Here is a 23,845-nt window from a genome sequence, read left to right as displayed (position 1 = left end):
ATTCTACTTTTAAGTTACTGTTAGTAATGTATCTACCCCAGCGGTGACCTGAGATAACGAAAAATAAAGCGGTCCAAGGTTTGCTGCATTCAACACACACAGTGTGCCTATCATTGGGCGCGTTAATTCACGTAAATCGAAATACGCTAAGCGTTCGCCTTGGGAAATTTTATTGCCGTTTAATTTAGCAATGTTGGTGTGATTAATGTGATCATCTTCAGATGAAAAATATAAATTTATTAAAATTTTCAGGCCATTGTTTGCTTGTAATAGGTATTCTTTACCCGCATTTTTAACTTGTAATAAGGTGCCATCGAACGGTGCAATAATGTTATGGCTTGTGAGCTCAACAGAAATCCCCGGACCCAATGTCGAAAACCGAAAAAAGGGCTCAGGGTGTTCTGTTATTGGTTTTACCCGACCGCTAAAAGGGCTTTTAATGGCCATTATTTGGCTTTTTCTTAGCGTACGCTCTGGCAAGTATTTTACGTCGTTACTCATAGGGTTACTTTTGCTCACCGAGTACATGGTAGCCGTCTTTTTTTAGCGCAGTTATGGCTTTTGGCATACTTTGTTTTTTTACCAATACATAATCAGTGTCATACGTTGATAACGCAAAAATTGAAATAGAGGCTTTTGCTAATACCCCAGAAATATTTGCCATTATCCCCGTTAGTGAAAAGCCCAATGGACCAATCACTTCAAGTGCTAGCCAATCAGTCTCTTGATCAAGGCTTTGAAGTTCAAAACTACTCGGACAAACAATCGATAATTCGTCAGCAGTTTTAGCAATAAAAAAAATGGCTTGTTGAAGTAAGGCAGGATCAATTGTGTCATTGACATCAAGGCTATGAATCGTAAGTTCTGTACTATGAAGCTGTAGCGTTTGTTTTGACATCTGTAATCCTATCTAGGTCGCCTTTAAATTTATAGTATATATAAATACGAGTAAGTTAAAGCGCAATAAATTTAGTTGCCGTGTTTTTAGTCAAAGAGGGGCTGGAAGGTTGTCCACAGAATCTGTGGATAAATATGGGAATAGCTCAGTATAAAGAAGGTAACAGGCTAATTTATAAGTGAATTATAAACTAGCCTAATTTTTGAGGGGTTATTTTAGTAAGCTTTCTGCCTGTTTTGCTTGAATCGCCGTAAGGGCAATTGTGTAGACAATATCGTCAACTAATGCACCGCGACTTAAGTCATTCACAGGTTTACGCATACCTTGCAACATAGGCCCAATACTGATGAGTTCTGCACTTCGTTGTACGGCTTTGTAGGTTGTATTACCGGTATTAAGATCTGGGAACACAAAGACAGTTGCTTTACCCGCAACAGGGCTGTCAGGCGCTTTCTTAATTGCGACATTTTCCATAATTGCGGCATCGTATTGAAGAGGACCGTCAATGATGAGATCAGGGCGTTTTTGCTGCGCTAACTTGGTGGCTTCACGCACTTTTTCAACATCAGCTCCTGAACCTGATGTGCCAGTACTGTAACTGATCATCGCAACACGGGGTTCAATGCCAAATGCAGCGGCAGAGTCAGCTGATTGAATCGCAATATCGGCGAGTTGTTCAGCCGTTGGGTCAGGGTTAATAGCACAGTCACCATAGACTAGCACTTGATCAGGTAACAACATGAAAAACACGGATGATACTAATGACGAGCCTGGTGCTGTTTTAATAAGTTGTAATGGCGGGCGAATCGTATTAGCAGTGGTATTAACGGCCCCTGATACTAATCCATCAACTTTGCCTTGTTCGAGCATCATCGTACCAAGTACAACGTTATCAAGCAGTTGTTCTTGTGCAACGACTTCTGTTAGGCCCTTGCTTTTACGAATTTCTACCATAGGTGCAACATACTCGTTGATCACATCTTTAGGTTCAACAATGGTTACATGGTCGTTAAGCTCAACACCTTGCTGTTGTGCAATACGTAAAATCTCTTCTTTATCACCAAGGAGAATGGTTTTGGCAATCCCGCGTTGGCCACAAATTGCGGCAGCTTTAATTGTACGTGGCTCATTACCTTCGGGTAACACAACCGTTTTGTTCGCTTGGCGTGCTTTGTCTGTTAATAAGAAACGGAACGCTGGCGGTGACATTTTTCGGGTGCGACCGACGCTTTTCGCAAGACTGTCTAGCCAGTCAGAGTCGATGTGGCTAGCGTTATGGTGCTTCACTTTATCGATACGTTGGTCATCATCACACGGCACTTCCATATTAAAGTTGTGCAGCAGCAATGAAGTGCGCCAAGTGTCTTCTTTTGTGGCAATAATAGGCAAACCAGTGTCCATTGCTTGCTCACATAACTGCATAATACGGTCTTCAGGTTTAAAACCACCGGTGAGTAATATAGCGCCAATTTTTGTACCATTCATTGCTGATAAGCACGCAGCAACGAGTACGTCGGAGCGGTCACCGGGCGTAACCAAAAGGACGCCTGGGGTAAAATGGTTTAAAATATTCGAGACCGTGCGAGCACAAAAAGTAACGTGACGTAAACGTCGGTGTGCCATATCACCTTCATTAATGACTTCTGCTTTTAAGTATTCACATAAATCTTTAACGCGAGGTGCAACAAGATCAAAATCCCACGGAATTGAACCAAGTAATTTAAATGGGTGTTTTCTAAAGATCGGCAATGAAGCTAAACGGTTTAATTCGTTTTCAAGTTGCTCAGGTTCATGCGCTTCAACAAGGTCAGCACGTGCGCGGCCTTCTTCATCAAGTGGGGCATTCACTTTATTAAAAATACAGCCTAATACGCGAGGGTGATTGACGCCGCCGTAGTTACCAGAAGCAATTTCTAAGCGGTCTTCAATTTGGTCATTACTGTCGTTGCTTGGGGTTAGCACAAAGACAATATCAGCCCCAAGAGTTTGCGCTATCTCACGGTTTACTCGCCCAGCATAAGGCTGGCGTCGCGTTGGCACCATGCCTTCGATGATGGCAATTTCGTCTTCTTTTATGGTGTTTTCAAAGCGTTCAACAATTTCTTCAAGTAGATCATCTCCCTTACCATCCCCAATCATTTGCTCAGCATAGGCTAAATCAAAAGGCTTAGGTGGAGTGATGGGGGAGCCATGAGTCACAATTTGTGTTGACTTCTCGGGGCCTGTATCACCCGAACGAGGCTGTGCAATAGGTTTAAAAAAGTTTACTTTTAACGCTTTTTGTTCAAGTGCGCGTACTAAACCAACCGAAACGGATGTTAAACCAACCCCTGTTGAAATAGGGATCAACATTATTCTGCGAGCCATAATTAACACTCCTTCGCAATGCGTGCTGCGTCGTTTGCTATTACCCATTCTTCATTGGTTGGAATAACAAAGGCTTTTGTAAAGGCATCACCTTGTGTGATTAAGCCTGCGTGACCAAAGCGTGCGGCTAAATTTGCTTGATCATCACAAATAAGGCCTAAAAAGCCTAATTGTGTGATCACTTTTTTGCGAATGATGTCTGAGTTTTCACCAATACCCCCGGTAAAAATCAGCGCGTCTAGGCGCTGCAAAGGCACCATAAATGCGGCTATTTGTTTTGCTAATCGGTAGCAGAAAATATCAAGCGCAAGATTAGCCTGCTGATGACCAGCAACAGCCGCTTCTTCAATTGTGCGACAATCGTTAGATAACTCACTGATACCTAATAGACCACTTTGTTTGTTTAGTAGATCATCAATTTCTTGTACAGAATAGTTAAGTTGCTGGGTTAAGAACGTAAATAAACCCGGGTCAATGCTACCGCTTCGCGTGCCCATCACAAGGCCTTCAAGAGGGGTTAGGCCCATACTGGTATCAACACTGTTGCCATCTTTAATGGCGCACACAGAACAGCCATTACCCAAATGAGCACTGATCACATTGGTTTGTTCGCGTTCTTTGCCAAGTAATTTTGCCGCTTCACCCGCTACATAGAAATGGCTGGTACCATGAAAGCCGTATCGTCTCACGCCATGCTCCTTGTATAACGAGTAAGGTAGGGCATACAAGTAAGCAATATTTGGCATTGTTTGATGGAAAGCGGTATCAAATACTGCAATTTGTGGCAGCGTTGAAAATGCCTGCTGCGCAGTGCGAATACCAAGTAAATTTGCAGGGTTATGCAAGGGGGCTAAGGCTGCCGTTTTTTCAATCGCAGATAATACATCGTTGTCGATAAGCACTGACTCGGTGAAATGTTCTCCACCGTGAACAACACGATGCCCGACAGCTATTAGGTTGTCTGCTAAACCTAAACTATTCACCAGATTAACTAACTCAGCGATTGCCGCGTCATGTGCTTGACCATTTGCTAGTTCAATAACTTGCTTGTTGCCCTTGTATTTGTACTTAATTGAAGGTGTTTCTGAGCCTAATCGTTCAGCAAGACCAGAAATTATTTCGTCGGAGGTGGTGGCGTCTAAAATGGCGAACTTTAGACTTGAACTACCACAGTTTAATACTAAAACATGGCGTGGTGAGCAAGGTTGCAAAGGCATAGCTGAGTCCTAAAAATACAATATCAGAGTGAGTACGGCTTGATAATTAGTGTTCTGTGCCAGTATAGTAAAAACATATTTTGTTGCTACACTTAACAGAGTTAGGTCGTAATTATACTAAAGTCTTGTTGACTTGTGCCGATAATATTTTATCTCATTTAGTTGTTAAACGTTAGCCTGATTAACAAAAAACTAGGACAGGTTTTGCAGGGATTGTGTCCGGGAGTGTGTTACACTCACATGTGAAACAGTATGAAAACCTAGGAGTGATGATGCAAAAAAGTGTCATGTCACAAGTGCAAACAGGTCGCCAATACGCCAAAAAGTGGCCTATGCGACAAGAGCTTGCTCCCTTGTTTGCTGAATTTAAAGTGATAAAAGCCACTGAGCTTGCCATTACAGTAATGCCTATACTGGCGATGCTGACTGTGTTTATGCAAGTAAACTACTTAGGCAGTGAATTTTTCCCACAAGCAATTACAATTGCATTATTTTTTCTGTCATTACCATTGCAAGGTTTGTTGTGGTTAGGTAAGCGCGCAGAAACTCGGTTAGAGCCTGCAATGTTTAACTGGTACACAGAGCTTCATAGTAAAATGAAAGCGCATGGTTACCAGTCGCAATTAACGACTGAAAAACCACGCTATTCTGATTTGGCTCAACTGCTAAAAGATATGTTCGAAAAAATGGACAAAGCCTTCACAAAAGAACACTTTTAGTCACGAATAAACTGGCTCACATAAAATGATAATGTCACTGTTTGTGGGCCTTTTTGTTCTATTTCTTGCCAATGTTCAGGGCGAAATTTCCACGCAAATGGCGTCATCATTATCAAATGCTTAATGTCTTCAACACTTAATACGGTTTGTTGCTCAAGTAGCTCTGTCGATTTTGTGCTAAAACCATTGGGCGCTTCTATCTGGGTATGTGGTTTAACATCTGCGTAAATAAACGACTTTAACTCTTTAAGGTGCCATGGGCCGGGGCTTGCCACAATCAATGTGCTTTGGGGTTTTGCTAGGCGCGCGAGTTCGTCTGCAAAAAGCGGGGCAAAGACACTTACCAGTACATCAGCTTCACTATCTGCAAAGGGCGATTGGCTAATTGATGCGACACTAAAATGGGCATTTTCATAGCGTTTTGCGGCATATTTCACTGCCGGTTTCGAAATATCGACCCCATACACTGTTGCATTCGATGAGTTCGCTATCGCGTGGGTGTAAAACCCTTCGCCACAGCCAAGATCTATTACTGACACAGGTTTTAATTTAGAGACTAAGCGTGCAATAGCGTGCTGTAAAAAGCCATAATGGCCAGCAGATAAAAAGGCGCGGCGCGCTTGTACCATGTCGAGGTTATCACCCGGTTGCTTCGACTTTTTATTTTGTACGGGTAATAAATTTACGTAGCCTTCTTTGGCAATATCAAAGCTGTGATTATTCACGCAGCGATATGTTTTATCAGTTAAAGTCAGTGCGTGTTTGCAAAGCGGGCAGTGGTAGTGAAGACTCATGAGTCTAAGTAGTCCTTATCATAAAAGGTTTTAACCCAATGTGGGCGATAGGTGATCAATAAGGTAATAGCCATGCCATTGAGCATCGCTTCAGGAAACCAAATTATGGCACATAAAATTAGGTAGTTTTGCGAAATTTCAATCAAGCTATATTCACCCATAACGTAATAGAGCATGCCACTGGTGAGTATTTTAATACAGGCGATGAGTGCAGCAGTTAAAAAGGCACAGAAAAAGATATAGATAAAAAAGTGTTTTGGTAAGTAGGTATAGCAAAGCACAAAACACAGGTAGCTGAGCGAAATGGGTATAAAGGCAGTGAAAAGTAAGTGAATCGGCAGAAGGCTTATGGGCAACTGAGCCACTAAAATCAACAAGGCACTTGCGAGCACACTTGCAAAAATTGCCAACCGCCAGCCTAAAATAAGGGTAACTGCACTGACCCCTAGTATATGCAATTCGAGGCCAGGTAAAATACCGGCTTTTATACGCCACAGCACAGCAAGCACAAGTGCACAGGCAAGCACACCTACTTGTCTGATTGGCGTTGCCAATAGCTGTGCAAAGTTATTTTTATCAAAGCTAAGCCAAAGTATGAAAGCCACACAGCTCCACAAAGGGAGCTGCCATTGCAATTGCTCTATCATGCGTCAAAAGAAGACCAGATAGGGGCGTGATCTGATGGCTTTTCGATTCCACGTAATTCGTAATCGATACCAGATTCGACACAACGCTCAGCAAGAGTTGGAGTTGCTAAAATAACGTCGATACGCAGTCCTCGGTTGTCATCAAACCCTTTCGAGCGGTAATCAAACCACGAATACTGCTCTGTTTTTTCAGGGTAAAGCTCGCGGAACGTGTCTTTAAAACCCCAATTTAATAATGTGGCTAGCCATTCACGCTCTTCAGGTTGAAATGAGCATTTACCCGTTTTTAACCAACGTATACGATTTGGCTCACCGATACCAATATCGAGGTCAGTCGGTGAAATATTAATATCTCCCATCACGATTACATCTTGATCTGGCGTGTGGTTATCATTTAAATGCGTCATTAAATCTTTATAGAACTGACGTTTATAAGGAAATTTTGTTTCATGAGCAATGTTGTCTCCTTGCGGAAAGTAACCATTCATTACCGTTAAGTCACGGCCATTTTCTTGCGCCACAGTTACGCTGATCATACGGCGCTGTGATTCGTCTGTATCAGTCGCAAAACCTTTAACAATAGACTTTGGCTCTTGCTTACACAGCATAGCTACACCGTAATGCGCTTTTTGACCATGAAAATAAACGTGATAACCCATTTTTTGCACGTCTTCGAGAGGGAAGGCTTCATCGTGAACTTTAATTTCTTGTAAGCCAATGATATCAGGCTGATGTTTATCGATAACGGCTTGCAATTGATGTAGACGAGCACGCAGCCCGTTAATGTTGAATGAAATTACCTTCATCGTGCACCTATAAGTTATTTTTGTTTAGAACGAGTAGGTTAATTCTACCATCAAACTAACGGCTATTCATGAGCAAATTTTGAAAAACACTATGAATAAATGTTGCACAATTGATTAACTTCTTAAAGGTATTGTTAACTCGTTATTAATTATTAAATTAAATAAATAATTCAGTTGATCTGCTTATTTTTGTTTATATAATGCGCGAACACACCCGTTCAAATTATGTACTACTTAAAGGTAAACCATGAAAAAACAATTAGTGATGCTTTCAATTGCGTCTATCTCATTTGGCACATTAGCAAGCAACCCGAGCTACTTTTCTGCAGACAACAGTATCGAATCTAAGTTATGTAGTTTAAGTGCAAATGAAGGGTTTACCGCTGCTCGTAAAGAAGCAGCAAAACATGGCATCGCAATGTCACGTTTTTCACCAAGTATTTTATGCAATGGAACTGACATTCGTGAGCTCGCTAAAAAAGCACCTTCACAGCATGTTCCAAAAAAAGCGCAGGTTGAAGTTTTTGCAAAAAACCAGCAAAAAGAAACTCAGCTGTGTATTACAGCACTTAAGCAAGGCTTAACTCCTGTACGTGAGAAAATAGGTAACTTAAATTCATTAAAATGTAATGGCGAAGCGGTGACAGACTTTGTAAAACGCTACCAAAACGCAGCAATTTAATGAAAAATAACTGTTTATAAAATGGGTGAGTGTTGCTGAATGACGCAATAACTTACTCTGAATGATAAAAGCGCTCTTTGTAGCGCTTTTTTAATGGCTAAAACTGTCAAAAAGGTCTCTGTTTTATCCACGCTGCAAAAGCATGGCGTAAATTACGCTGGTTTTTAGTAATAAATTTTCCAACCTTCAGTGACTTCTGTCATAATAGAGCGTTAGTGAAATAAAATGACCTTTAGGTGCAATGGCTACAAAACGTATCAGTGATGAACAGCTTGTCGAAATCATAGAAGCCGCGATTTTTGTTGCTGGAAAACCGCTGTCTAAACGTCATTTAAAAGAAACGGTTTTAGCTGAGTTAAGCGTATCAATGCCCAGAATTAATAATGCAATTGAACAGATTCAAACGCATTATCAAACTCGCGGCATAAATCTTGTTGCTGTTGGCAGTGGGTATCGCTTTCAGGCCTGTGCAAGCCTTGCGCCTTGGCTTGCGAATTTATGGCAAGAACGTGCGCCTAAATATTCAAGAGCACTGTTAGAAACATTATCTCTGATTGCCTATCGACAACCAATCACCCGTGGCGAAATTGAACAAGTACGAGGTGTAACGGTGGGCTCAGGAATTATTAAAACGTTATTAGAAAGAGAGTGGATAAGAGTTGTTGGGCACAAAGAAGTGCCAGGGCGCCCGGCGCTTTATGCAACGACGGCCACTTTCTTAGACTATTTTTCATTAGCTGGTTTAGATGAGTTACCGCCTTTGCCTGACACTCAGGAAAGTAAAATCAACCAGCTATTGAGTGATCCTTCTGTGAGAGAACTATCTGAATGAGTACAGTAGAAACTGAAAAGTTACAAAAAGTGTTGGCGAGAGCGGGTGTGGGTTCGCGCCGCGAAATGGAAAAATACATTGATGCAAATCGCGTGAGTGTAAATGGTAAGGTTGCCCGTTTAGGTGATCGTGTTGAACCAACTGATGTAATTCGTGTCGACGGTCATGTAGTAAAAATTGAAGATAAGGCAGAGCGTATTTGTCGTGTATTAATGTATAACAAGCCAGAAGGTGAGTTATGTACACGTAAAGACCCAGAAGGCCGACGCACAGTATTCGATCGTCTCCCTCGTGTTGATGGTGATCGCTGGATTGCGGTCGGGCGCCTAGATATTAATACGGCTGGCTTAATGTTGTTTACCAATGACGGTGAACTGGCTAATCGCTTGATGCACCCAAGTTATGAAGTAGAGCGTGAGTACTCGGCGCGTGTATTTGGTGAAGTTACTAACGAAACGTTACGAAATTTGACCAAAGGGGTTGAGCTTGAAGATGGCCCTGCGAAATTTTTAAATATAAAGCCGATGGGTGGAGAAGGCATTAACCGTTGGTTTAATGTGACATTAACTGAAGGTCGTAACCGCGAAGTGCGTCGTTTGTGGCAGTCACAAGATGTTGAAGTGTCTCGTTTGATCCGTATTCGCTATGGTAAGTTAGAACTTGATAAACGTTTACCGCAAGGTGGATGGGCAGAGCTTGACCTAGACACAGTGAATTATTTGCGTAAAACAGTACAGCTAGGCCGTGAGACACAAACTAAGCTATCTGTAATCCCAGATAAACGTAAAGAGAAGCGTGCTAAGATTAATCAAATTCGTAAAGCGGTTAAAAAGCATAATCACCGCGTTAAACAAACTAAGCGCCGTTAATGAACAGTAAAGCGCGGGTTTAATACCCGCGTTTTTTATTTTTGCTGTGCATCAAGTGATTGACCATTCACTTCTTTAGAATCATCACTCATCAGATATAAATAGGTTGGCATTAAATCTTCTGCAGTAGCCAATTTATCTCTGTCTTCACCTGGGTAGGCAGACGCGCGCATGGCTGTCCGCGTTGCACCAGGGTTAATACAGTTAATACGGATATTAGTTTTACCCACTTCAGATGCCCATGTTTGCATCATCCCTTCAACTGCAAATTTTGAAATAGCGTATGCTCCCCAAAACTCACGCCCTTTGCGGCCAACGCCTGACGATGTGAATATCACAGAAGCACTCGGCGATTTACGAAGTACTGGGAACATATATTTAGTGATCATAGCCTGCGCTGTCACATTAACTTTCATGATATTTTCGAAAGTTGAAACGCAAAAGTGCTCAAGCGGGCCGAGCGACCCTAAAATTCCAGCGTTATTGAGTAGTCCGTCTAATTTACCAAATTGTTGTTCTATAGTAGCAGCTAGATCACGGTAGTTTTGCTTAGTTGCGCCTTTTAAGTCCATTGGCACAATAGCAGGTTGTGGACCACCCGCATTGATAATTTCATCGTAAACAGCTTCAAGTTTACTGGTTGTTTTTCCAAGTAAAATAACAGTGGCACCCTGCTTTGCATAGGTTAATGCGGCAACGCGACCAATACCATCACCGGCACCTGTTATTAGAATTACTTTGTCTTTTAGCGCATTCTCAGCAGCTTTATATGTGTGCATAAAAGTACCATTGATTACATTTTTTTCTATTTTACCATAGCAAAAAGCCAAGTTATCGAATTTATTGCAAATTAAGGTGGCGAAAATTGAAACTTTACGTTAACTTTAACTGGTCTAATGTCTTATTAATAACCTAATTACATTAAATTAACTTAACTAAAGGCAGTCTAGCGACTACTTTTATACTTGAACACACAATAACAATAAGATTTGCGCGGAGCGAAATTATGAAAAAATTGCTACTTTCACTAGCCATTGCATCAGTCATTACCGGCTGTGGTGGAGGAGAAACATTAGAAGATGTAAAAAATGACAGCCCTCCTATCATCCCTAGCGCGACAGTTAAGTTTGACCCTGCCAACAGTGTTATCTCTGTGCCAAATGACTTATTAATGAGTGGCACACTAGACGGTACACTGAATATCCCTGGCGAATTAGATGACAACAATGTCAGTGTTCCTCGTGCCGCGTATGCTAATCCTCAACTTGCATTGGGTGCACTCGATGGTTGGTCAACACAGACTCCGTTTAAAATCGACCTCGCATTCCCTCCAGGTGTTTCGCTTGATGCCGCTTCGGCGGGCGGGCCTGGTGCTGTACGTATTTTTGAAGTTGTGATGGGTGCAAGTCAAACTGATGAGACCTGTTCACAAGTACCTGCAGGTATTGCATGTAAGCTGGTATCAGAACTCACTTTTGGTGTTGATTTTATTACGCAAGGTTCGAGTGATTCTGTCGCTGTTATTCCGCTAAAACCATTTAAAGCGGGTAGTACATATATAAATGTATTAACGACGTCGTTGTTGGACTCTGAAGGTCGTTCAATTGAGCCTTCGTCTACGTATGCGCTTGTTAGTGAAGAAGCACCGCTTATTACTGATTCTCAAAAGTCACTTCAAGCAGTCATTAACAGCTATGAAAATGCTGTCACTTCAGGTGGTCAAATCAGTAAAGATGACATCATTTACTCAGCGGCAATGACAATGCAATCAGCAGGTCAAGTATTAGGCACTGTGAAACAACTGCTAGCTGCCAGCCTAACCCAAGACGCTTTACCGCGTCCTACAGTGCAAATCCCAGAGCGACCTGTTATGACAGTTGAGCAAGTATTTGCATCACGGGGTATTACTGGTTTATCGCCAGCTTTTGCAGGGGTGCAATATCAAAAAGGCAGCGTGATGCTACCCATGTACCTAGGTACACCAACGGGGACTGATGTCAGTGATTTGTCGGCAACCTATTGGCAAGGGTTGTGTGACAGTGGTGTGGCAGTACTTGGTTATGCGTCTTCTGCGGGAGCATCATTTCCAACGGATCCAATTAGCGAGAATGATGGTCTTTGTATGGCGCTAAGTGGTGGTAAATTGCGTGATTTAGGGCTTGACCAAACGAAACATCTAACTAAGTACAATATCATCCCAAAAACACAGAGCATGGCTAATGTACCGGTGCAAATTACGAAGCCAATTTTGCCTGTAATTAATGCTGTCCGAGTGCAATTAGGAGAAGATGAGCTTGTAATGCCAGAGGGTGGTTGGCCAATTGTTATTTTACAACATGGTATTACGTCTAAAAAAGAAGACATGTTAGCCATTACGGCTCAGTTATCAGTTCAAGGTTTTGCGACTGTAGCAATTGATCACCCAAGACATGGTGAGCGCGGTGTTGATGTTAATGGCGATGGCACCGATGATTTTAATGCATCGACTGGGTCGGTGTTAAGCTACATGAACTTGCAGTCATTATTAGTTGCACGTGATAGCTTACGTCAATCGGTAGCTGATTTATTAGGTTTACGTATGGGCTTGAACTTCACAGGCCAAGCTGATCTTAATGCACAAGATGTCTCTTTCCTTGGCCATTCACTGGGCTCTGTAGTGGCGCCTGCATTTATCGCGGTTGCTAATTCACCGTTGGATGAACAAGTTGATCCACTGTTTAATGTAAAAAGCGTTGCACTGGCCAGTGGTGGCGGTGGTCTTGCAAGTTTCTTAATCGAATCAGCTAGGTTTGGCCCATTTGTACAAGGTTCTGTGTTACTTGCTGCTGGTATTGAAGAGTCGGCTGAGTTTAGTGCGTATTCACAAAATGAAGCACTTTCAAATTGTGGTTCTTTAGCCGCTGATCAAACGGCTTTTGTAGCATGTGCATATAAAGAGTATGTGGGTTCATTAACTATGGCTGGTGAAACCGAAAAACTTGCTAATATTCAAGGCGTAGTAACGCAATTTGCGTTTGCAGCACAAACCGCACTAGACAGTGGCGATCCCTCTAACTATGCATCTGCAGTTGCAGCGCTTGGTACACCAGTATACATGAGTGTTGTTGTGGGTGATGGTGCAGATAATAAAGCAGACCAAGTTATTCCACCGATGGTTGCAAGCAACCCAATTGCAGGGAGTCTGCCTCTTGCAAAGCTTATGGGGTTAACGACAGTGGCTGAAACACAAGCGCCTACCGCAGATCCTATGAGTTATGTAGTTAAGTTTACTAAAGGACATCACAGCTCTGTGCTAACACCTGTGCCTACTGAAGACTCAGGTGCAACAGCGCAAGAGAGTGCAGCAGCGACCACTGAAATGCAGCTGCAAATAGGGACTTTCTTAGCAGCTCGCGGTCAATTTCTACAGGTTACGAATACGGATGTTGTCACAGAATAAGTGAAATCCGCCAATTAAGTAAAAAGCCACATAATGTGGCTTTTTTTTGCCTTAAAGCATGGTAAATTGTGGCGAATTAACAATTAATGGAGAGAGTGTTTGGAATTTTTATATGAATATGGCTTGTTTTTTGCCAAAACCCTTACTTTTGTGGTTGCTGTTGCTGCCATCGTTGCGATTATTGTGGGTGCTGCTGTTAAGCCAAAGGCTAAGAAAGGCGAGATAAGCATTGATGATTTAAGTGAGCAATTGGCTGATCTTAAGCAAAACTTTATTGAAAATACGCTCTCTAAAAAAGAGCTTAAGGCCTACTTTAAACAACAAAAAGCTGAGGCAAAAGAGCAGCAAGATAAAGACCCTAAGCCAAGATTATATGTGATTGATTTTAATGGAAGTATAGATGCCCATGAAGTTGAAAGCTTACGTGAAGAAATCACTGCAATTCTTACCATTGCTGACAAAGAAAAAGACAAAGTATTGGTACGCTTAGAAAGCGGTGGTGGAGTGGTTCATGGCTATGGGCTTGCTGCATCTCAACTGCAACGCTTACGCAATGCTGGTATTCATTTAACCGTTGCAATTGATAAGGTTGCAGCCAGTGGTGGCTATATGATGGCGTGCGTTGCTAACGAAATTGTTGCTGCGCCATTTGCAATTGTCGGTTCTATAGGGGTTATTGCACAAATACCCAACTTCAATAAAATTTTGAAGAAGAATGATGTGGATTTTGAGCAAATCACTGCTGGTGAATACAAGCGTACCTTGACACTCTTTGGTGAAAATACAGAGAAGGGCCGTGAGAAGTTTAAAGAGGAAATAGAACAAACACATGGTTTATTTAAAACCTTCGTGAGTGAACAACGTCCTTCACTTGATATCGATTCGGTTGCCACAGGTGAACATTGGTTTGCAACTCAGGCCTTTGATAGAGGCTTAGTGGACAAAATTGAAACCAGTGATGATATCTTGCTAAACCAAGCGGATGAACGCCAAATATATAAAGTAAAGTACAAAGTTAAAAAGAACTTAACGGATAAACTCGCGGTGGGTCTGAGCTCAAGTATCAGTCAAGCAGGGGTAAATTTAATGTCACGTTTTAAAGGAATGAATCCTTAAATTTATTTGCTTTCATGCGAATAAAAAACCCGCTTCAGGAGCGGGTTTTTTATTGACCAAATTTATTTAATTGATTTGTGATAATCTTCTAGGTCTTTGGCTGCGTCAGGGTCGTTAAAGACTTTCTCATCGAACTGTCCTTCCGATTTTGCTACCACACATGTCACCATACAGTCACCAGTTACATTGACAGCTGTTCGCGTCATGTCAAGTAAACGGTCAACACCGATAATGATAGCGATACCTTCTACAGGCAAGCCTACTTGATTTAACACCATCGCTAGCATAATCAGACCTACACCGGGTACACCTGCAGTACCAACCGAGGCTAAAGTCGCAGTTAAAATAACCATTAAGTAATCTGATATAGTTAAATCAACAGAAAATACTTGCGCAATAAATACGGTCGCAACACCTTGCATGATAGCGGTGCCATCCATATTAATAGTCGCGCCTAATGGGACCGTAAATGAAGCTACTGAGTTCTGAGCTCCTAATTTTTTAGTGGCAGTTTCCAGTGTGATTGGCATCGTTGCACTTGAACTTGATGTACTAAATGCAAACAGACACGCATTTTTCATTTTCTTTAGGAACGTTATTGGGTTTAGTCCTGTTAACACTTTTAAAAGAATACTGTAGTTCACTAAACCGTGAATAAATAATGCCAGCATCACAATACTAAAATACAGTGCCAAGCTTTTAATCAGTTTAAAGTCGATGGTTGTAAATAGTTTTGCCATTAAAAAGAACACGCCATAAGGTGCAATGTTCATTAGCAGTGTTACAAGCTTTAAAATAACAGTGTTAAGGTCTTCAAATACACTAGCAACTCGCTTACCTGCTTTACCACTTAAAGCCATTGCCACGCCAAAAAGAAGGGCAAAAACAATAACTTGTAGCATATTTCCATTTGCCATTGCATCAATTGGATTGGTTGGGAACATCCCAATAATAACTTGCGCAAGAGTCGGGGCTTCTTTCGCACTGTAGGTTGCATCTGACGGTAAATTTATACCCTCGCCAGGATTAAATAACAGTGCAAGTGTGATCGCAACAGTAATCGCGATCGCTGTTGTAACCAAGTAAAGTAGAATTGATTTACCCCCTAAACGGCCCAGTGTTTTTGGATCGCTTAAACTACACGTACCGCACACCAAGGAAACGAATACGAGGGGCACGACGAGCATTTTTAAACTGGCAATGAATATTTGACCACCAATGTGGAAAATACCATCAACGAAAAATGCTTTAATTGGCAAAGAGAATAACCCTAGTGGAATAAGGAAATCGTCTTCACCCGCTAAAATTGCTTGGAAGATAAAACCAACGATCACACCCAAGACCATACCAATCATGATACGAGATGTGAGACTCAATGAACGGACTTTTGACATACACCTAATCTATATTTTTATAAATTTTGCCATAGCCTACCAGCATGAAGATTTTTATACAGAAAAATTCGATAAATATTAGAATTAATTCGATGCAATTCAGATAAAATAATTATGATATTCGTCCAGATTTTAGGTTAATATCAGGTAAACAATAATGTAAATATGAAAATAGCTAACTAGGGAGAGGTCAATGCCTTTATTGCGATGGCTAAGTGTTATAGTTTTCAGCTCACTTTTAGTCGCCTGTGGCGGTGGTGGATCACTTGAGAAAGAAGGGGGTTCATTAGACGGTGGGAATACTACTGATAACCCAACTTATACAATAACAGTGCAAGGGTATAGCGCTGATGGTACTGAATCGAATAATGTAACAGCCGATCAGCCCTTAATGATTCGCGCCTCTTTAACGAGTAGCAATTCAGATGTAACAGGTAAAAAAATAACATTTTCATTAGCGGATAACTTGGGGACTTTAGATCAACCCTCAGCGCTGACTAACAGTGAAGGTAATGCTGAAGTTAAATTAAACGCAGGCACCCAAGCTGGCGCAGATGAAATTATTGCCAGTTTTACCTCAAGCTCAGGTACTGTTTTCTCTGGTAGTTTTAGCTTTTCAACAGCGGGCGACAATGCGCAAACTGGCGATCAAACTTTCACGGTTACATTAAATGGTTTTGTTAAAGGAACTCAAACTAGCAATAATGAAGTAACCGCTGGTGCACCATTAGACCTAGTTGCTACTTTAAAACGTGATGATGAAGTTATCTCGGGTCAAAGAGTTACATTCACACTTGCCGATGATATTGGATCGCTAACCCCTTCATCAGGTACAGCATTAACAAATAACGATGGTAACGCACTCATGACGCTTACAGCGGGTGATGTTGCCGGTGCGGGTATTGTGACAGCCTCTTATACTGTCAGTGGCGAAACCTATTTTGATACATTTGCATTTACATCAGACGGTTCTGAGTCAGATGATTCAAGTGTGAGTGGCACAGTGACATTGGGCGTCTCTATTGTTGATGCCTCAGGCCTCCCATTTAGTGTAGAAAACCCAGTAAGTAAAGATAATAAAGGAACAGTAACAGCCACTCTATTAGACGATGAGACGCCTTTAGCAGGTCAACTGATTTCTTTCTCTACCAACTATACAGGTAAAATTACGCCTGTATTAGGGACGGCACTTACAGACGCCAACGGCGAAGCATTTGTTACTTTAAGTAGCGGTAATTCAAAAGGTGCGGGTCAAGTTGTAGCTACATACACTGATGAAAGTGGTAACACAATTACTAAAATCGCCGGTTTTATTTCGAGCGGTGATGATGCCCCAATCGAAAATGCAGAAGCCGCACTTGATATTAAGCTTTTAAAAGGTTGTGCGGCAGACTGGGATGCTAATCGCTATACGACTTCATTAGAAACAACGTATTTATCATCGGGCTGTGTTGTTGTTAATCAGTTTTCATCTGATCAACTCATTGACGTTCTGGTTAAAGTTACCGATACCAGCTCAGGTGATGGAATTGAAGGAATTATCGCAGAGTTATCTACTGACCTAGGTCGTTTATTACCTGAGTCTGGCAAAGCATTAACGGATCCTTTTGGTTTCGCGGTTTTAAAACTACAACCAGGTGCAAACAGTGGTGCAGGTGAAGTGTCGGTGACAGCCAAGTCAGTGACTCTTTCAAAAGCATTTGAAATTGCCACCGCAGAGCTTAATGTTGAAATCACCAATGGCCTATACAACAAACTTGATGCGTCAGGTAACCCAATCGACGGTGAATATGTTCCATTGGCTGCTGGTGCAACTACGGTGATCACCGTTTCGATTTTTGATAGCAACGGAAACCCTATTGTAACACCGCTCGATGTTGAGTTTACGTCTGGTTGCGTAGAGTCGGGATTGGCTGTAATGGACTCAAAAGCAACCAGTATTAGCGGGGTTGCAACGGCTACATACAGAACCAATGGATGTAATACTTCGCAAGGTGATACTGTGACAGCCACAGTGCTCACCGGTGGCACGCCCAAAGTAGTTAATGTAAACGTTCCTGTTTCTGCTGCAGAAGTCAGTTCAATAGAATTCATTGAAGCCACTGAAAATGTTTTAGCGTTAAAAGGAACTGGTGGCGTATCTCGTAAGGAAATTAGTCAATTAACATTTAAGCTAACGGATGAAATCGGTAATGCTGCAAAACAAAAACGAATGGATTTTCGTTTAAGCTCAACCAACGGTGGCATTTCACTATCTGAGGTAACAGATGCAGGTGGCTATTCACATGCAAGTGTCTCTACCGATTCTGAAGGGCTTGCTCGCATTCAAGTAAATGCTGGCTTTGTGCCACAAGCGGTACGTGTACAGGCGTGTTATATACCTGAAGAGCTCATACCTGCTGATCAGAATAATAATGTCACGTGTTGGCAGGAGTTGTATTTAGAATGCCAAAAAGCAGAAGCGGAACGTAATAGTAATGTATCGTGTCCTGTAGGTGAATTATCATTAGTGTCACTTGATGAGCAAGTGGTGAGTGTATCAGATTTAGTCTCTATTAGTTCAGGTTTACCCGATGGTAATAGTTTCACAGCTGGCCCTACTATAATTAACATAGAAGCACTTAATTATATTGGTGATACCACGGATATCTCTGTTTATTTAGCTGATCACTTTAATAACCCTGTACCAGATGGTACGGCTGTGTATTTAACAACAGAAGGTGGGGCGGTTGGCACTCTTGATGGTGCTGAATTTAACCCTCAACTTGAGTGTAATACAGTTGATGGTCAATGTGTTGCGCAGTGGCGTTCACAGAATCCAAAGCCATTTACCGAGGATAAGTGGGGCAATAAAATAAACAGTATCAACCCGAAAACAGGTGTTATCAATTGTGACCTTTATTTTGGTTCCGCAGCCCCTTGTATGGCTGGAATTAGAAATGCTGCGTTTTTTGACGATGGTGTACCATTAGGCGCACGTTCGACGGTGTTGGTGACAGCAAAGGGTCAAGAATCATATATTGATATTAATGGGAATGGCCGCTTTGATACTAATGAATATTACAGTGGCTATGACTTACCAGAAGCTTTTATCGACCATAATGAAAATGGTTTCTATGACGGTTTAGCAGCTATTTACGACCCAGTGAGTGGCACTGTGACGAAGTCAGCTGAATTTTGCCAAGAAGGTGATGCAACTGATCCCTGTAGCCCAACAAATACCAATGCAGGACAATTTGAGGAAAATTGGGATATTGACTTAAATGGAATGCATACACTTGCTGATGGTAAATACAATGGTTTAGTGTGTACTGAAAGCGCGACTACCCCAACCGTGGGAGCAACGTTTGAAAGTTTATGTACCAAAGAAGTCATTGATATTCGGGATACTTTTGAAATTGTTATGTCCGGCAGTGAAGCATACACTCGTTTTGTCGTTACGAAAGCTGAGTTACGTAATCGATTTGCTTCGGCTCTCAATGAAAAAACTGCAGCAGACCCAACAGTTTTTACTGACAATGCAATGCAATTAGGGGTTGATATAGCGCAGTGTAATACGATTTATCGTCAAGCTGGTGACTCATCAACTGCCGTTATTTTGGACTTAGAACCTACAGATAACACTGATTACTGTGATTTAGGTTCAATAAATATAACCACAGCGATGGTTGGCAACCAATTGGCTGCTTTAAGTTTCGAGCTTTATTTTTCAGATGTTTACAATAACCCATTACCAGCGAGTACGGCGGTTTCAGTGAGCACTGATAATGGTGATTACAGTGGAACATCTGGCTTTGAGCTGCCTAATACTAGTCAAACGTCAGCCATGTCTTTTGGTTTAACAATTAGTAGAGAGGCTGAAGCAAATAAAAAAGCAGAGGGGAACCTAGTTGTTCAATTTACCACAGGTAAAGGCTTAGTTACCTCAGCTCCAATCGCAATCAGTGATGATGGTTAACAAGTATTTAATTGTTTAAATTTAAAAAAATGCCAACCAGAAGGTTGGCATTTTTGTTGCTGTTCTATATATTCCCCATAAAAATACAGCAAATTATCATTTTGGCTAATTTAGCAGCAAAAATTGTTCAATTATTCAGTCAATGGTTAAAAGTTTCGATTAAAAGCTTGTAACAATTGGTGTTTGTAGATATACCTATAAATATTCGTGCTCCGATGTTAATAAATCATACTAATTTGTTTGATGTGATAGATATACATTTATAAGGGCAAAAAACTTTTAAAATTCTTGGTCAGAAATAGGCAGCTATGGGCAAATCACTTGTAATTGTAGAGTCTCCAGCAAAGGCTAAAACAATTAATAAATACTTAGGTAACGATTTTATCGTCAAGTCCAGTGTTGGGCATGTACGTGATCTACCGACTTCAGGTTCAGGCAAAACGAAAACAGCAGCAACGAAAACCCCTGCTGAGGTTCGAAAAATGTCACCAGAAGAAAAAGCTGCGTATAAAAAACAACGAGATTACAAAAATCTTGTTGCACGTATGGGAATTGACCCTGAGAAAGGCTGGGAACCCCATTATGAAGTTTTGCCTGGCAAAGAGAAAGTCGTTCAAGAATTAAAGAAGCTTGCAGAAAATGCCGATAAAATCTATCTCGCAACCGATTTGGATAGAGAAGGGGAAGCGATTGCATGGCACCTCGAACAGATTATCGGTGGTGAGCCAGAGAAATATAAGCGTGTTGTTTTTAACGAGATTACCAAAAATGCGATTCAGCAAGCTTTTGAAACACCCGGTGAATTAAACACCGATATGGTGTATGCGCAACAAGCACGCCGTTTCCTTGACCGAGTAGTGGGTTTTATGGTCTCGCCGTTGTTGTGGGCCAAAGTTGCACGCGGTCTTTCTGCAGGCCGTGTTCAGTCTGTTGCTGTTCGTTTGCTGGTAGAACGTGAACGTGAAATAAAAGCATTTATTCCTGAAGAGTTTTGGGATGTGCATGCCGATGTTAAAAATAGTGAGTCTGCCTTACGCCTTGAAGTTACAAAACACGCTGATAAGGCATTTAAGCCTGTTAACGAGCAGCAAGCAATGTCTGCGGTTCGTGACCTTGAGAAAGCTCAGTATGAAGTTGTAAGCGTTGAAGAAAAGCCAAGTAAAAGCAAACCGAGTGCTCCTTTCATTACATCGACTATGCAACAGGCCGCGAGCACTCGCTTAGGCTATGGTGTTAAAAAGACCATGATGCTTGCTCAGCGTTTGTATGAAGCAGGTCATATTACCTATATGCGTACTGATTCAACCAACTTGTCAAAAGATGCGGTTGAAATGTGCCGTGACTATGTTGCTGAGCAGTTCGGTGATAAGTACCTACCAAAAGCACCTATTAGCTACAGCTCTAAAGGCAATGCACAAGAAGCGCACGAAGCGATTCGTCCTTCAAGTGTTTCTGTATTGTCGGGTCATTTAGACGGTGTTGAAGCCGATGCGAAAAAATTATATGAGTTAATTTGGCGTCAATTCGTCGCGTGTCAAATGGTGCCAGCAGAATATGATTTAACAACCTTAACGGTTGGCGCGGGTGATTACCAATTAAAAGCAAAAGGCCGTGTCCTTCGTTTTGATGGTTGGACAAGAGTACAGCCTGCTGTGCGTAAGAAAAATGAAGAAGATCAGTCACTCCCCGCTGTAAAGCAAGGTGAAATTCTGAGCTTAGTTGAGCTTGACCCGAAACAACATTTTACAAAACCACCTGCTCGTTTTAGTGAAGCAAGCTTGGTTAAAGAGCTTGAGAAACGAGGTATTGGGCGTCCATCAACGTATGCCTCAATTATTTCAACCATTCAGGACCGTGGTTATGTGCGAGTTGAAAACCGTCGTTTCTTTGCTGAGAAAATGGGAGAGATCGTTACTGACCGCTTAGTTGAAAACTTTGAAGATTTAATGAACTTTGATTTCACAGCAAAAATGGAAGGTCGCCTAGATGATATCGCTGAAGGCGAGCGCATCTGGACGCAAGTACTCGATAAGTTTTATGCAGACTTTTCAAAACAGCTTGAAATCGCTTCAGGAGATGAAGAACAAGGTGGTATGCGTCAGAACCAAATGGTTGAAACAGATATTGATTGTCCAACCTGTGGCCGTAAAATGGGGATTCGTACTGCATCGACTGGTGTTTTCTTAGGGTGTACAGGATACAACTTACCACCCAAAGAGCGCTGTACTACGACAATGAATCTTGTTTCTGGTGATGAAGCCATTGCTGCCGATGTTGAAGACGTCGAGACAGAAACGTTGATGCAAATGAAGCGTTGCCCTATCTGTGAAACAGCTATGGATTCATACCTAATTGATGAAACCCGTAAGCTGCATGTCTGCGGTAATAACCCAGCCTGTAAAGGTTATGTGGTTGAGCAAGGCACGTTTAAAATTAAAGGGTATGACGGCCCAATAATCGAATGCGATAAATGCGGTGCTGATATGCAACTAAAATCTGGCCGATTCGGTAAATATTTTGGTTGTAGTAACGATGATTGTAAAAATACCCGTAAACTACTTAAAAATGGTGAAGCTGCGCCACCAAAAGAAGATCCTGTCCATTTACCTGAATTAGAGTGTGAAAAGTCAGAAGCGTATTTTGTGCTGCGTGACGGCGCGTCGGGTATTTTCTTAGCGGCGAATACATTCCCGAAATCACGGGAAACGCGAGCTCCTAAAGTTGAAGAATTAAAACGTTTTAGAGACCGTATTTCTGAGAAGTTTTATTACCTAGCAGATGCTCCTACGCATGATCCAGATGGTAACCCATCAATTGTTCGTTATAGCCGTAAAAATAAAGAACAGTATGTGATGACAGAGGTAGACGGCAAAGCAACAGGCTGGACAGCTCATTATCAAGGTGGAAAATGGGTCGAAGAAAGTAAGAAGAAGGCCCCCGCTAAAAAGAAAGCTGCAACAAAGGCTAAAAAGTAGCCTGTCTGTTAAAGCAATAGAATAGCTGAACATAAAAAACCGGAGCGCACATCATTGTGTCAACTCCGGTTTTTTATTAGCTATCAACGATAAATTAGATTTGTACGTCTTTTACTTTCTTAAAGCCTTCAGCTTCAAGTTCATCGTTAACACATTTTAATACGTATGGTTTTAATTCTTCATTGCTGATATCGTCGTCCTTTGCCCAGTTTAAACACATTTCAGTGAATTCTTTGATCATTTCTGGTGACGCTTCAGGTGCTTCGTTAGCGATTGCGTATGACGCTGACACGCTTAATACAGGTGCCAAAATTAGTGCTAGCAATGCTTTGTTCATTTAATTATTCCTAATCAACATAATTAATAGTTACTGCCATCGAAAAGCGCAGTAATGGAACGCAAACTGTTATCCACTTTGCTTGAGTGAATTTATAAACTAAATATCTAAAAAAGATAACGAAATATTTTTATCGTTAAGATAAGCAAAAAATAATCATTTTTTTGTCTGTAGAAACTAGTCATTGGCATTGTAAACCACGTATTATCCACATAATTTTAAAAATAAAATGAGCGTGTAGTTATGTCAGAGTCAGTGTCGCAAACAAAACCTAAAAAAGTTCCATCAACACTAGAGCGAGTCGTAGAAACTTTTATTTTCCGCTCTCGTTGGTTGCTAGCCCCGTTTTTTATCGGTTTGTTAGTTGCGGTTGTGATTCTACTATTAAAGTTTTTTAAATACTTATACAGCATGGCCTTAAATACATTCACAGCGAGCAATCAGGAACTCTTGGTTGGTATTTTGACACTGGTTGATACCGCTTTATTAGCGGGATTATTATTAATCATTATTTTTAGTGGCTATGAAAATTTTGTTTCTAAACTCAATATAGATAACCATGAAGACAGACCCGTTTGGATGGGTAAAGTGGGCTTCTCTGGCCTAAAAATGAAATTAATAAGCGCTATTGTGGCTATATCGGCAGTAGAGCTTTTAAAGGTGTTTATAAGTTCGGCAAATCATTCAACGGATGAATTACTGTGGAAGGTTTTAATACATGTTACTTTTGTTGTTTCGGGCGTGCTATTCGCGCTGACAGATTATATTAATAGTAAAACAACAAATCATTAAGAA

The 23,845-nt window shown here is 41.4% G+C and carries 19 protein-coding genes; 9 read left to right on the top strand and 10 right to left on the bottom strand.

The genetic code is table 11. The features are described 5' to 3' along the window. Positions 1-9 precede the first annotated feature (9 nt). The 4 genes from JIG41_RS10190 to JIG41_RS10175 form a co-directional block, all read right to left on the bottom strand. On the bottom strand, positions 10-501 hold the full coding sequence (locus JIG41_RS10190) for a PTS glucose transporter subunit IIA (RefSeq protein WP_036969254.1): 492 nt from the start codon (positions 499-501) through the stop codon (positions 10-12). A gap of 4 nt (positions 502-505) precedes the next feature. Further along, positions 506-898, bottom strand: coding sequence for an ACT domain-containing protein (locus JIG41_RS10185; protein ID WP_036968903.1), 393 nt, complete (start codon positions 896-898; stop codon positions 506-508). Between the two features lie 210 nt (positions 899-1,108). Next, complete coding sequence (pta, locus tag JIG41_RS10180; RefSeq protein ID WP_036968900.1) at positions 1,109-3,265, bottom strand: phosphate acetyltransferase; 2,157 nt, start codon at positions 3,263-3,265, stop codon at positions 1,109-1,111. A gap of 2 nt (positions 3,266-3,267) precedes the next feature. Continuing rightward, complete coding sequence (locus JIG41_RS10175) at positions 3,268-4,482, bottom strand: acetate kinase (protein WP_074988315.1); 1,215 nt, start codon at positions 4,480-4,482, stop codon at positions 3,268-3,270. 272 nt (positions 4,483-4,754) lie between these two features. Between JIG41_RS10175 and yfbV the strand changes: the two genes are divergently transcribed. Then, complete coding sequence (gene yfbV / locus JIG41_RS10170; protein ID WP_036968894.1) at positions 4,755-5,201, top strand: terminus macrodomain insulation protein YfbV; 447 nt, start codon at positions 4,755-4,757, stop codon at positions 5,199-5,201. On the opposite strand, the gene JIG41_RS10165 is transcribed toward yfbV, so the two are convergent. From JIG41_RS10165 to xthA, 3 genes are read right to left on the bottom strand one after another with little or no spacing between them, the layout of a single operon-like run. Further along, the gene (locus JIG41_RS10165) at positions 5,198-5,995 is read right to left on the bottom strand and encodes a putative RNA methyltransferase (RefSeq protein ID WP_074988313.1); all 798 of its coding nucleotides are present in this window, start codon (positions 5,993-5,995) and stop codon (positions 5,198-5,200) included. The genes yfbV and JIG41_RS10165 overlap by 4 nt on opposite strands. Further along, positions 5,992-6,642, bottom strand: coding sequence for an energy-coupling factor ABC transporter permease (locus tag JIG41_RS10160; RefSeq protein ID WP_074988311.1), 651 nt, complete (start codon positions 6,640-6,642; stop codon positions 5,992-5,994). The genes JIG41_RS10165 and JIG41_RS10160 overlap by 4 nt, the downstream gene beginning before the upstream one ends. Then, positions 6,639-7,448, bottom strand: coding sequence for an exodeoxyribonuclease III (gene xthA, locus JIG41_RS10155; RefSeq protein ID WP_074988308.1), 810 nt, complete (start codon positions 7,446-7,448; stop codon positions 6,639-6,641). The genes JIG41_RS10160 and xthA overlap by 4 nt, the downstream gene beginning before the upstream one ends. A 247-nt stretch (positions 7,449-7,695) precedes the next feature. Here xthA and JIG41_RS10150 point away from each other — a divergent pair, with 247 nt between their 5' ends. The 3 genes from JIG41_RS10150 to rluB all read left to right on the top strand — a co-directional run bounded on the left by JIG41_RS10150 (position 7,696) and on the right by rluB (position 9,831). Continuing rightward, positions 7,696-8,130 carry a hypothetical protein gene (locus JIG41_RS10150; protein WP_036968882.1) on the top strand — a complete coding sequence of 145 codons (435 nt, stop codon included), beginning with the start codon at positions 7,696-7,698 and terminating at the stop codon, positions 8,128-8,130. Positions 8,131-8,371: 241 nt separating this feature from the next. Further along, the gene (scpB, locus tag JIG41_RS10145) at positions 8,372-8,962 is read left to right on the top strand and encodes an SMC-Scp complex subunit ScpB (RefSeq protein ID WP_199524685.1); all 591 of its coding nucleotides are present in this window, start codon (positions 8,372-8,374) and stop codon (positions 8,960-8,962) included. Continuing rightward, positions 8,959-9,831, top strand: coding sequence for a 23S rRNA pseudouridine(2605) synthase RluB (gene rluB, locus JIG41_RS10140; protein WP_199524684.1), 873 nt, complete (start codon positions 8,959-8,961; stop codon positions 9,829-9,831). Before scpB ends, rluB begins: the two co-directional genes overlap by 4 nt. Positions 9,832-9,866: 35 nt before the next feature. On the opposite strand, the gene JIG41_RS10135 is transcribed toward rluB, so the two are convergent. After that, positions 9,867-10,610 (bottom strand): YciK family oxidoreductase, encoded by a 744-nt coding sequence (locus JIG41_RS10135; protein ID WP_036968874.1) that lies wholly within the window; start codon positions 10,608-10,610, stop codon positions 9,867-9,869. Between the two features lie 227 nt (positions 10,611-10,837). On the opposite strand from JIG41_RS10135, the gene JIG41_RS10130 reads away from it, so the two are divergent. Then, positions 10,838-13,270 carry a VolA/Pla-1 family phospholipase gene (locus tag JIG41_RS10130; protein WP_199524683.1) on the top strand — a complete coding sequence of 811 codons (2,433 nt, stop codon included), beginning with the start codon at positions 10,838-10,840 and terminating at the stop codon, positions 13,268-13,270. A gap of 99 nt (positions 13,271-13,369) precedes the next feature. Then, positions 13,370-14,386, top strand: coding sequence for a protease SohB (gene sohB / locus JIG41_RS10125; RefSeq protein WP_065979832.1), 1,017 nt, complete (start codon positions 13,370-13,372; stop codon positions 14,384-14,386). A 62-nt stretch (positions 14,387-14,448) separates the two neighbouring features. Here sohB and JIG41_RS10120 read toward each other — a convergent pair whose 3' ends face one another. Continuing rightward, positions 14,449-15,780 carry a dicarboxylate/amino acid:cation symporter gene (locus tag JIG41_RS10120; protein WP_036968865.1) on the bottom strand — a complete coding sequence of 444 codons (1,332 nt, stop codon included), beginning with the start codon at positions 15,778-15,780 and terminating at the stop codon, positions 14,449-14,451. A 193-nt stretch (positions 15,781-15,973) separates the two neighbouring features. On the opposite strand from JIG41_RS10120, the gene JIG41_RS10115 reads away from it, so the two are divergent. Both JIG41_RS10115 and topA read left to right on the top strand, forming a co-directional pair. Then, a complete protein-coding gene (locus tag JIG41_RS10115; RefSeq protein ID WP_199524682.1) occupies positions 15,974-19,738 on the top strand; it encodes a hypothetical protein in 3,765 nt (1,254 codons plus the stop codon). 308 nt (positions 19,739-20,046) lie between these two features. After that, entirely contained in the window at positions 20,047-22,713 is a 2,667-nt protein-coding gene (gene topA, locus JIG41_RS10110; RefSeq protein WP_036968862.1) for a type I DNA topoisomerase, read from the top strand. A 94-nt stretch (positions 22,714-22,807) separates the two neighbouring features. Here topA and JIG41_RS10105 read toward each other — a convergent pair whose 3' ends face one another. Continuing rightward, positions 22,808-23,050 carry a hypothetical protein gene (locus JIG41_RS10105; protein ID WP_036968859.1) on the bottom strand — a complete coding sequence of 81 codons (243 nt, stop codon included), beginning with the start codon at positions 23,048-23,050 and terminating at the stop codon, positions 22,808-22,810. A 243-nt stretch (positions 23,051-23,293) separates the two neighbouring features. Between JIG41_RS10105 and JIG41_RS10100 the strand changes: the two genes are divergently transcribed. Next, positions 23,294-23,842 carry a TIGR00645 family protein gene (locus JIG41_RS10100; protein ID WP_036968856.1) on the top strand — a complete coding sequence of 183 codons (549 nt, stop codon included), beginning with the start codon at positions 23,294-23,296 and terminating at the stop codon, positions 23,840-23,842. Positions 23,843-23,845 lie beyond the last annotated feature (3 nt).

Origin of the sequence: Pseudoalteromonas sp. bablab_jr011 (genome assembly GCF_016464045.1) — a bacterium.
GTDB lineage: Bacteria > Pseudomonadota > Gammaproteobacteria > Enterobacterales > Alteromonadaceae > Pseudoalteromonas > Pseudoalteromonas lipolytica.
The sequence above is the reverse complement of the archived record's forward strand: the minus strand, read 5'-3'. Positions and strand labels throughout refer to the sequence as shown.

Coding starts and splice junctions, on each gene's coding strand:
- JIG41_RS10190 (WP_036969254.1), bottom strand. CDS start 501: ATGAGTAACGACGTAAAATACTTGCCAGAGCGTACGCTAAGAAAAAGC.
- JIG41_RS10175 (WP_074988315.1), bottom strand. CDS start 4,482: ATGCCTTTGCAACCTTGCTCACCACGCCATGTTTTAGTATTAAACTGT.
- topA (WP_036968862.1), top strand. CDS start 20,047: ATGGGCAAATCACTTGTAATTGTAGAGTCTCCAGCAAAGGCTAAAACA.
- JIG41_RS10105 (WP_036968859.1), bottom strand. CDS start 23,050: ATGAACAAAGCATTGCTAGCACTAATTTTGGCACCTGTATTAAGCGTG.
- xthA (WP_074988308.1), bottom strand. CDS start 7,448: ATGAAGGTAATTTCATTCAACATTAACGGGCTGCGTGCTCGTCTACAT.
- JIG41_RS10120 (WP_036968865.1), bottom strand. CDS start 15,780: ATGTCAAAAGTCCGTTCATTGAGTCTCACATCTCGTATCATGATTGGT.
- JIG41_RS10135 (WP_036968874.1), bottom strand. CDS start 10,610: ATGCACACATATAAAGCTGCTGAGAATGCGCTAAAAGACAAAGTAATT.
- JIG41_RS10130 (WP_199524683.1), top strand. CDS start 10,838: ATGAAAAAATTGCTACTTTCACTAGCCATTGCATCAGTCATTACCGGC.
- JIG41_RS10115 (WP_199524682.1), top strand. CDS start 15,974: ATGCCTTTATTGCGATGGCTAAGTGTTATAGTTTTCAGCTCACTTTTA.
- rluB (WP_199524684.1), top strand. CDS start 8,959: ATGAGTACAGTAGAAACTGAAAAGTTACAAAAAGTGTTGGCGAGAGCG.
- JIG41_RS10185 (WP_036968903.1), bottom strand. CDS start 898: ATGTCAAAACAAACGCTACAGCTTCATAGTACAGAACTTACGATTCAT.
- pta (WP_036968900.1), bottom strand. CDS start 3,265: ATGGCTCGCAGAATAATGTTGATCCCTATTTCAACAGGGGTTGGTTTA.
- JIG41_RS10160 (WP_074988311.1), bottom strand. CDS start 6,642: ATGATAGAGCAATTGCAATGGCAGCTCCCTTTGTGGAGCTGTGTGGCT.
- scpB (WP_199524685.1), top strand. CDS start 8,372: ATGGCTACAAAACGTATCAGTGATGAACAGCTTGTCGAAATCATAGAA.
- JIG41_RS10150 (WP_036968882.1), top strand. CDS start 7,696: ATGAAAAAACAATTAGTGATGCTTTCAATTGCGTCTATCTCATTTGGC.
- JIG41_RS10165 (WP_074988313.1), bottom strand. CDS start 5,995: ATGAGTCTTCACTACCACTGCCCGCTTTGCAAACACGCACTGACTTTA.
- JIG41_RS10100 (WP_036968856.1), top strand. CDS start 23,294: ATGTCAGAGTCAGTGTCGCAAACAAAACCTAAAAAAGTTCCATCAACA.
- yfbV (WP_036968894.1), top strand. CDS start 4,755: ATGCAAAAAAGTGTCATGTCACAAGTGCAAACAGGTCGCCAATACGCC.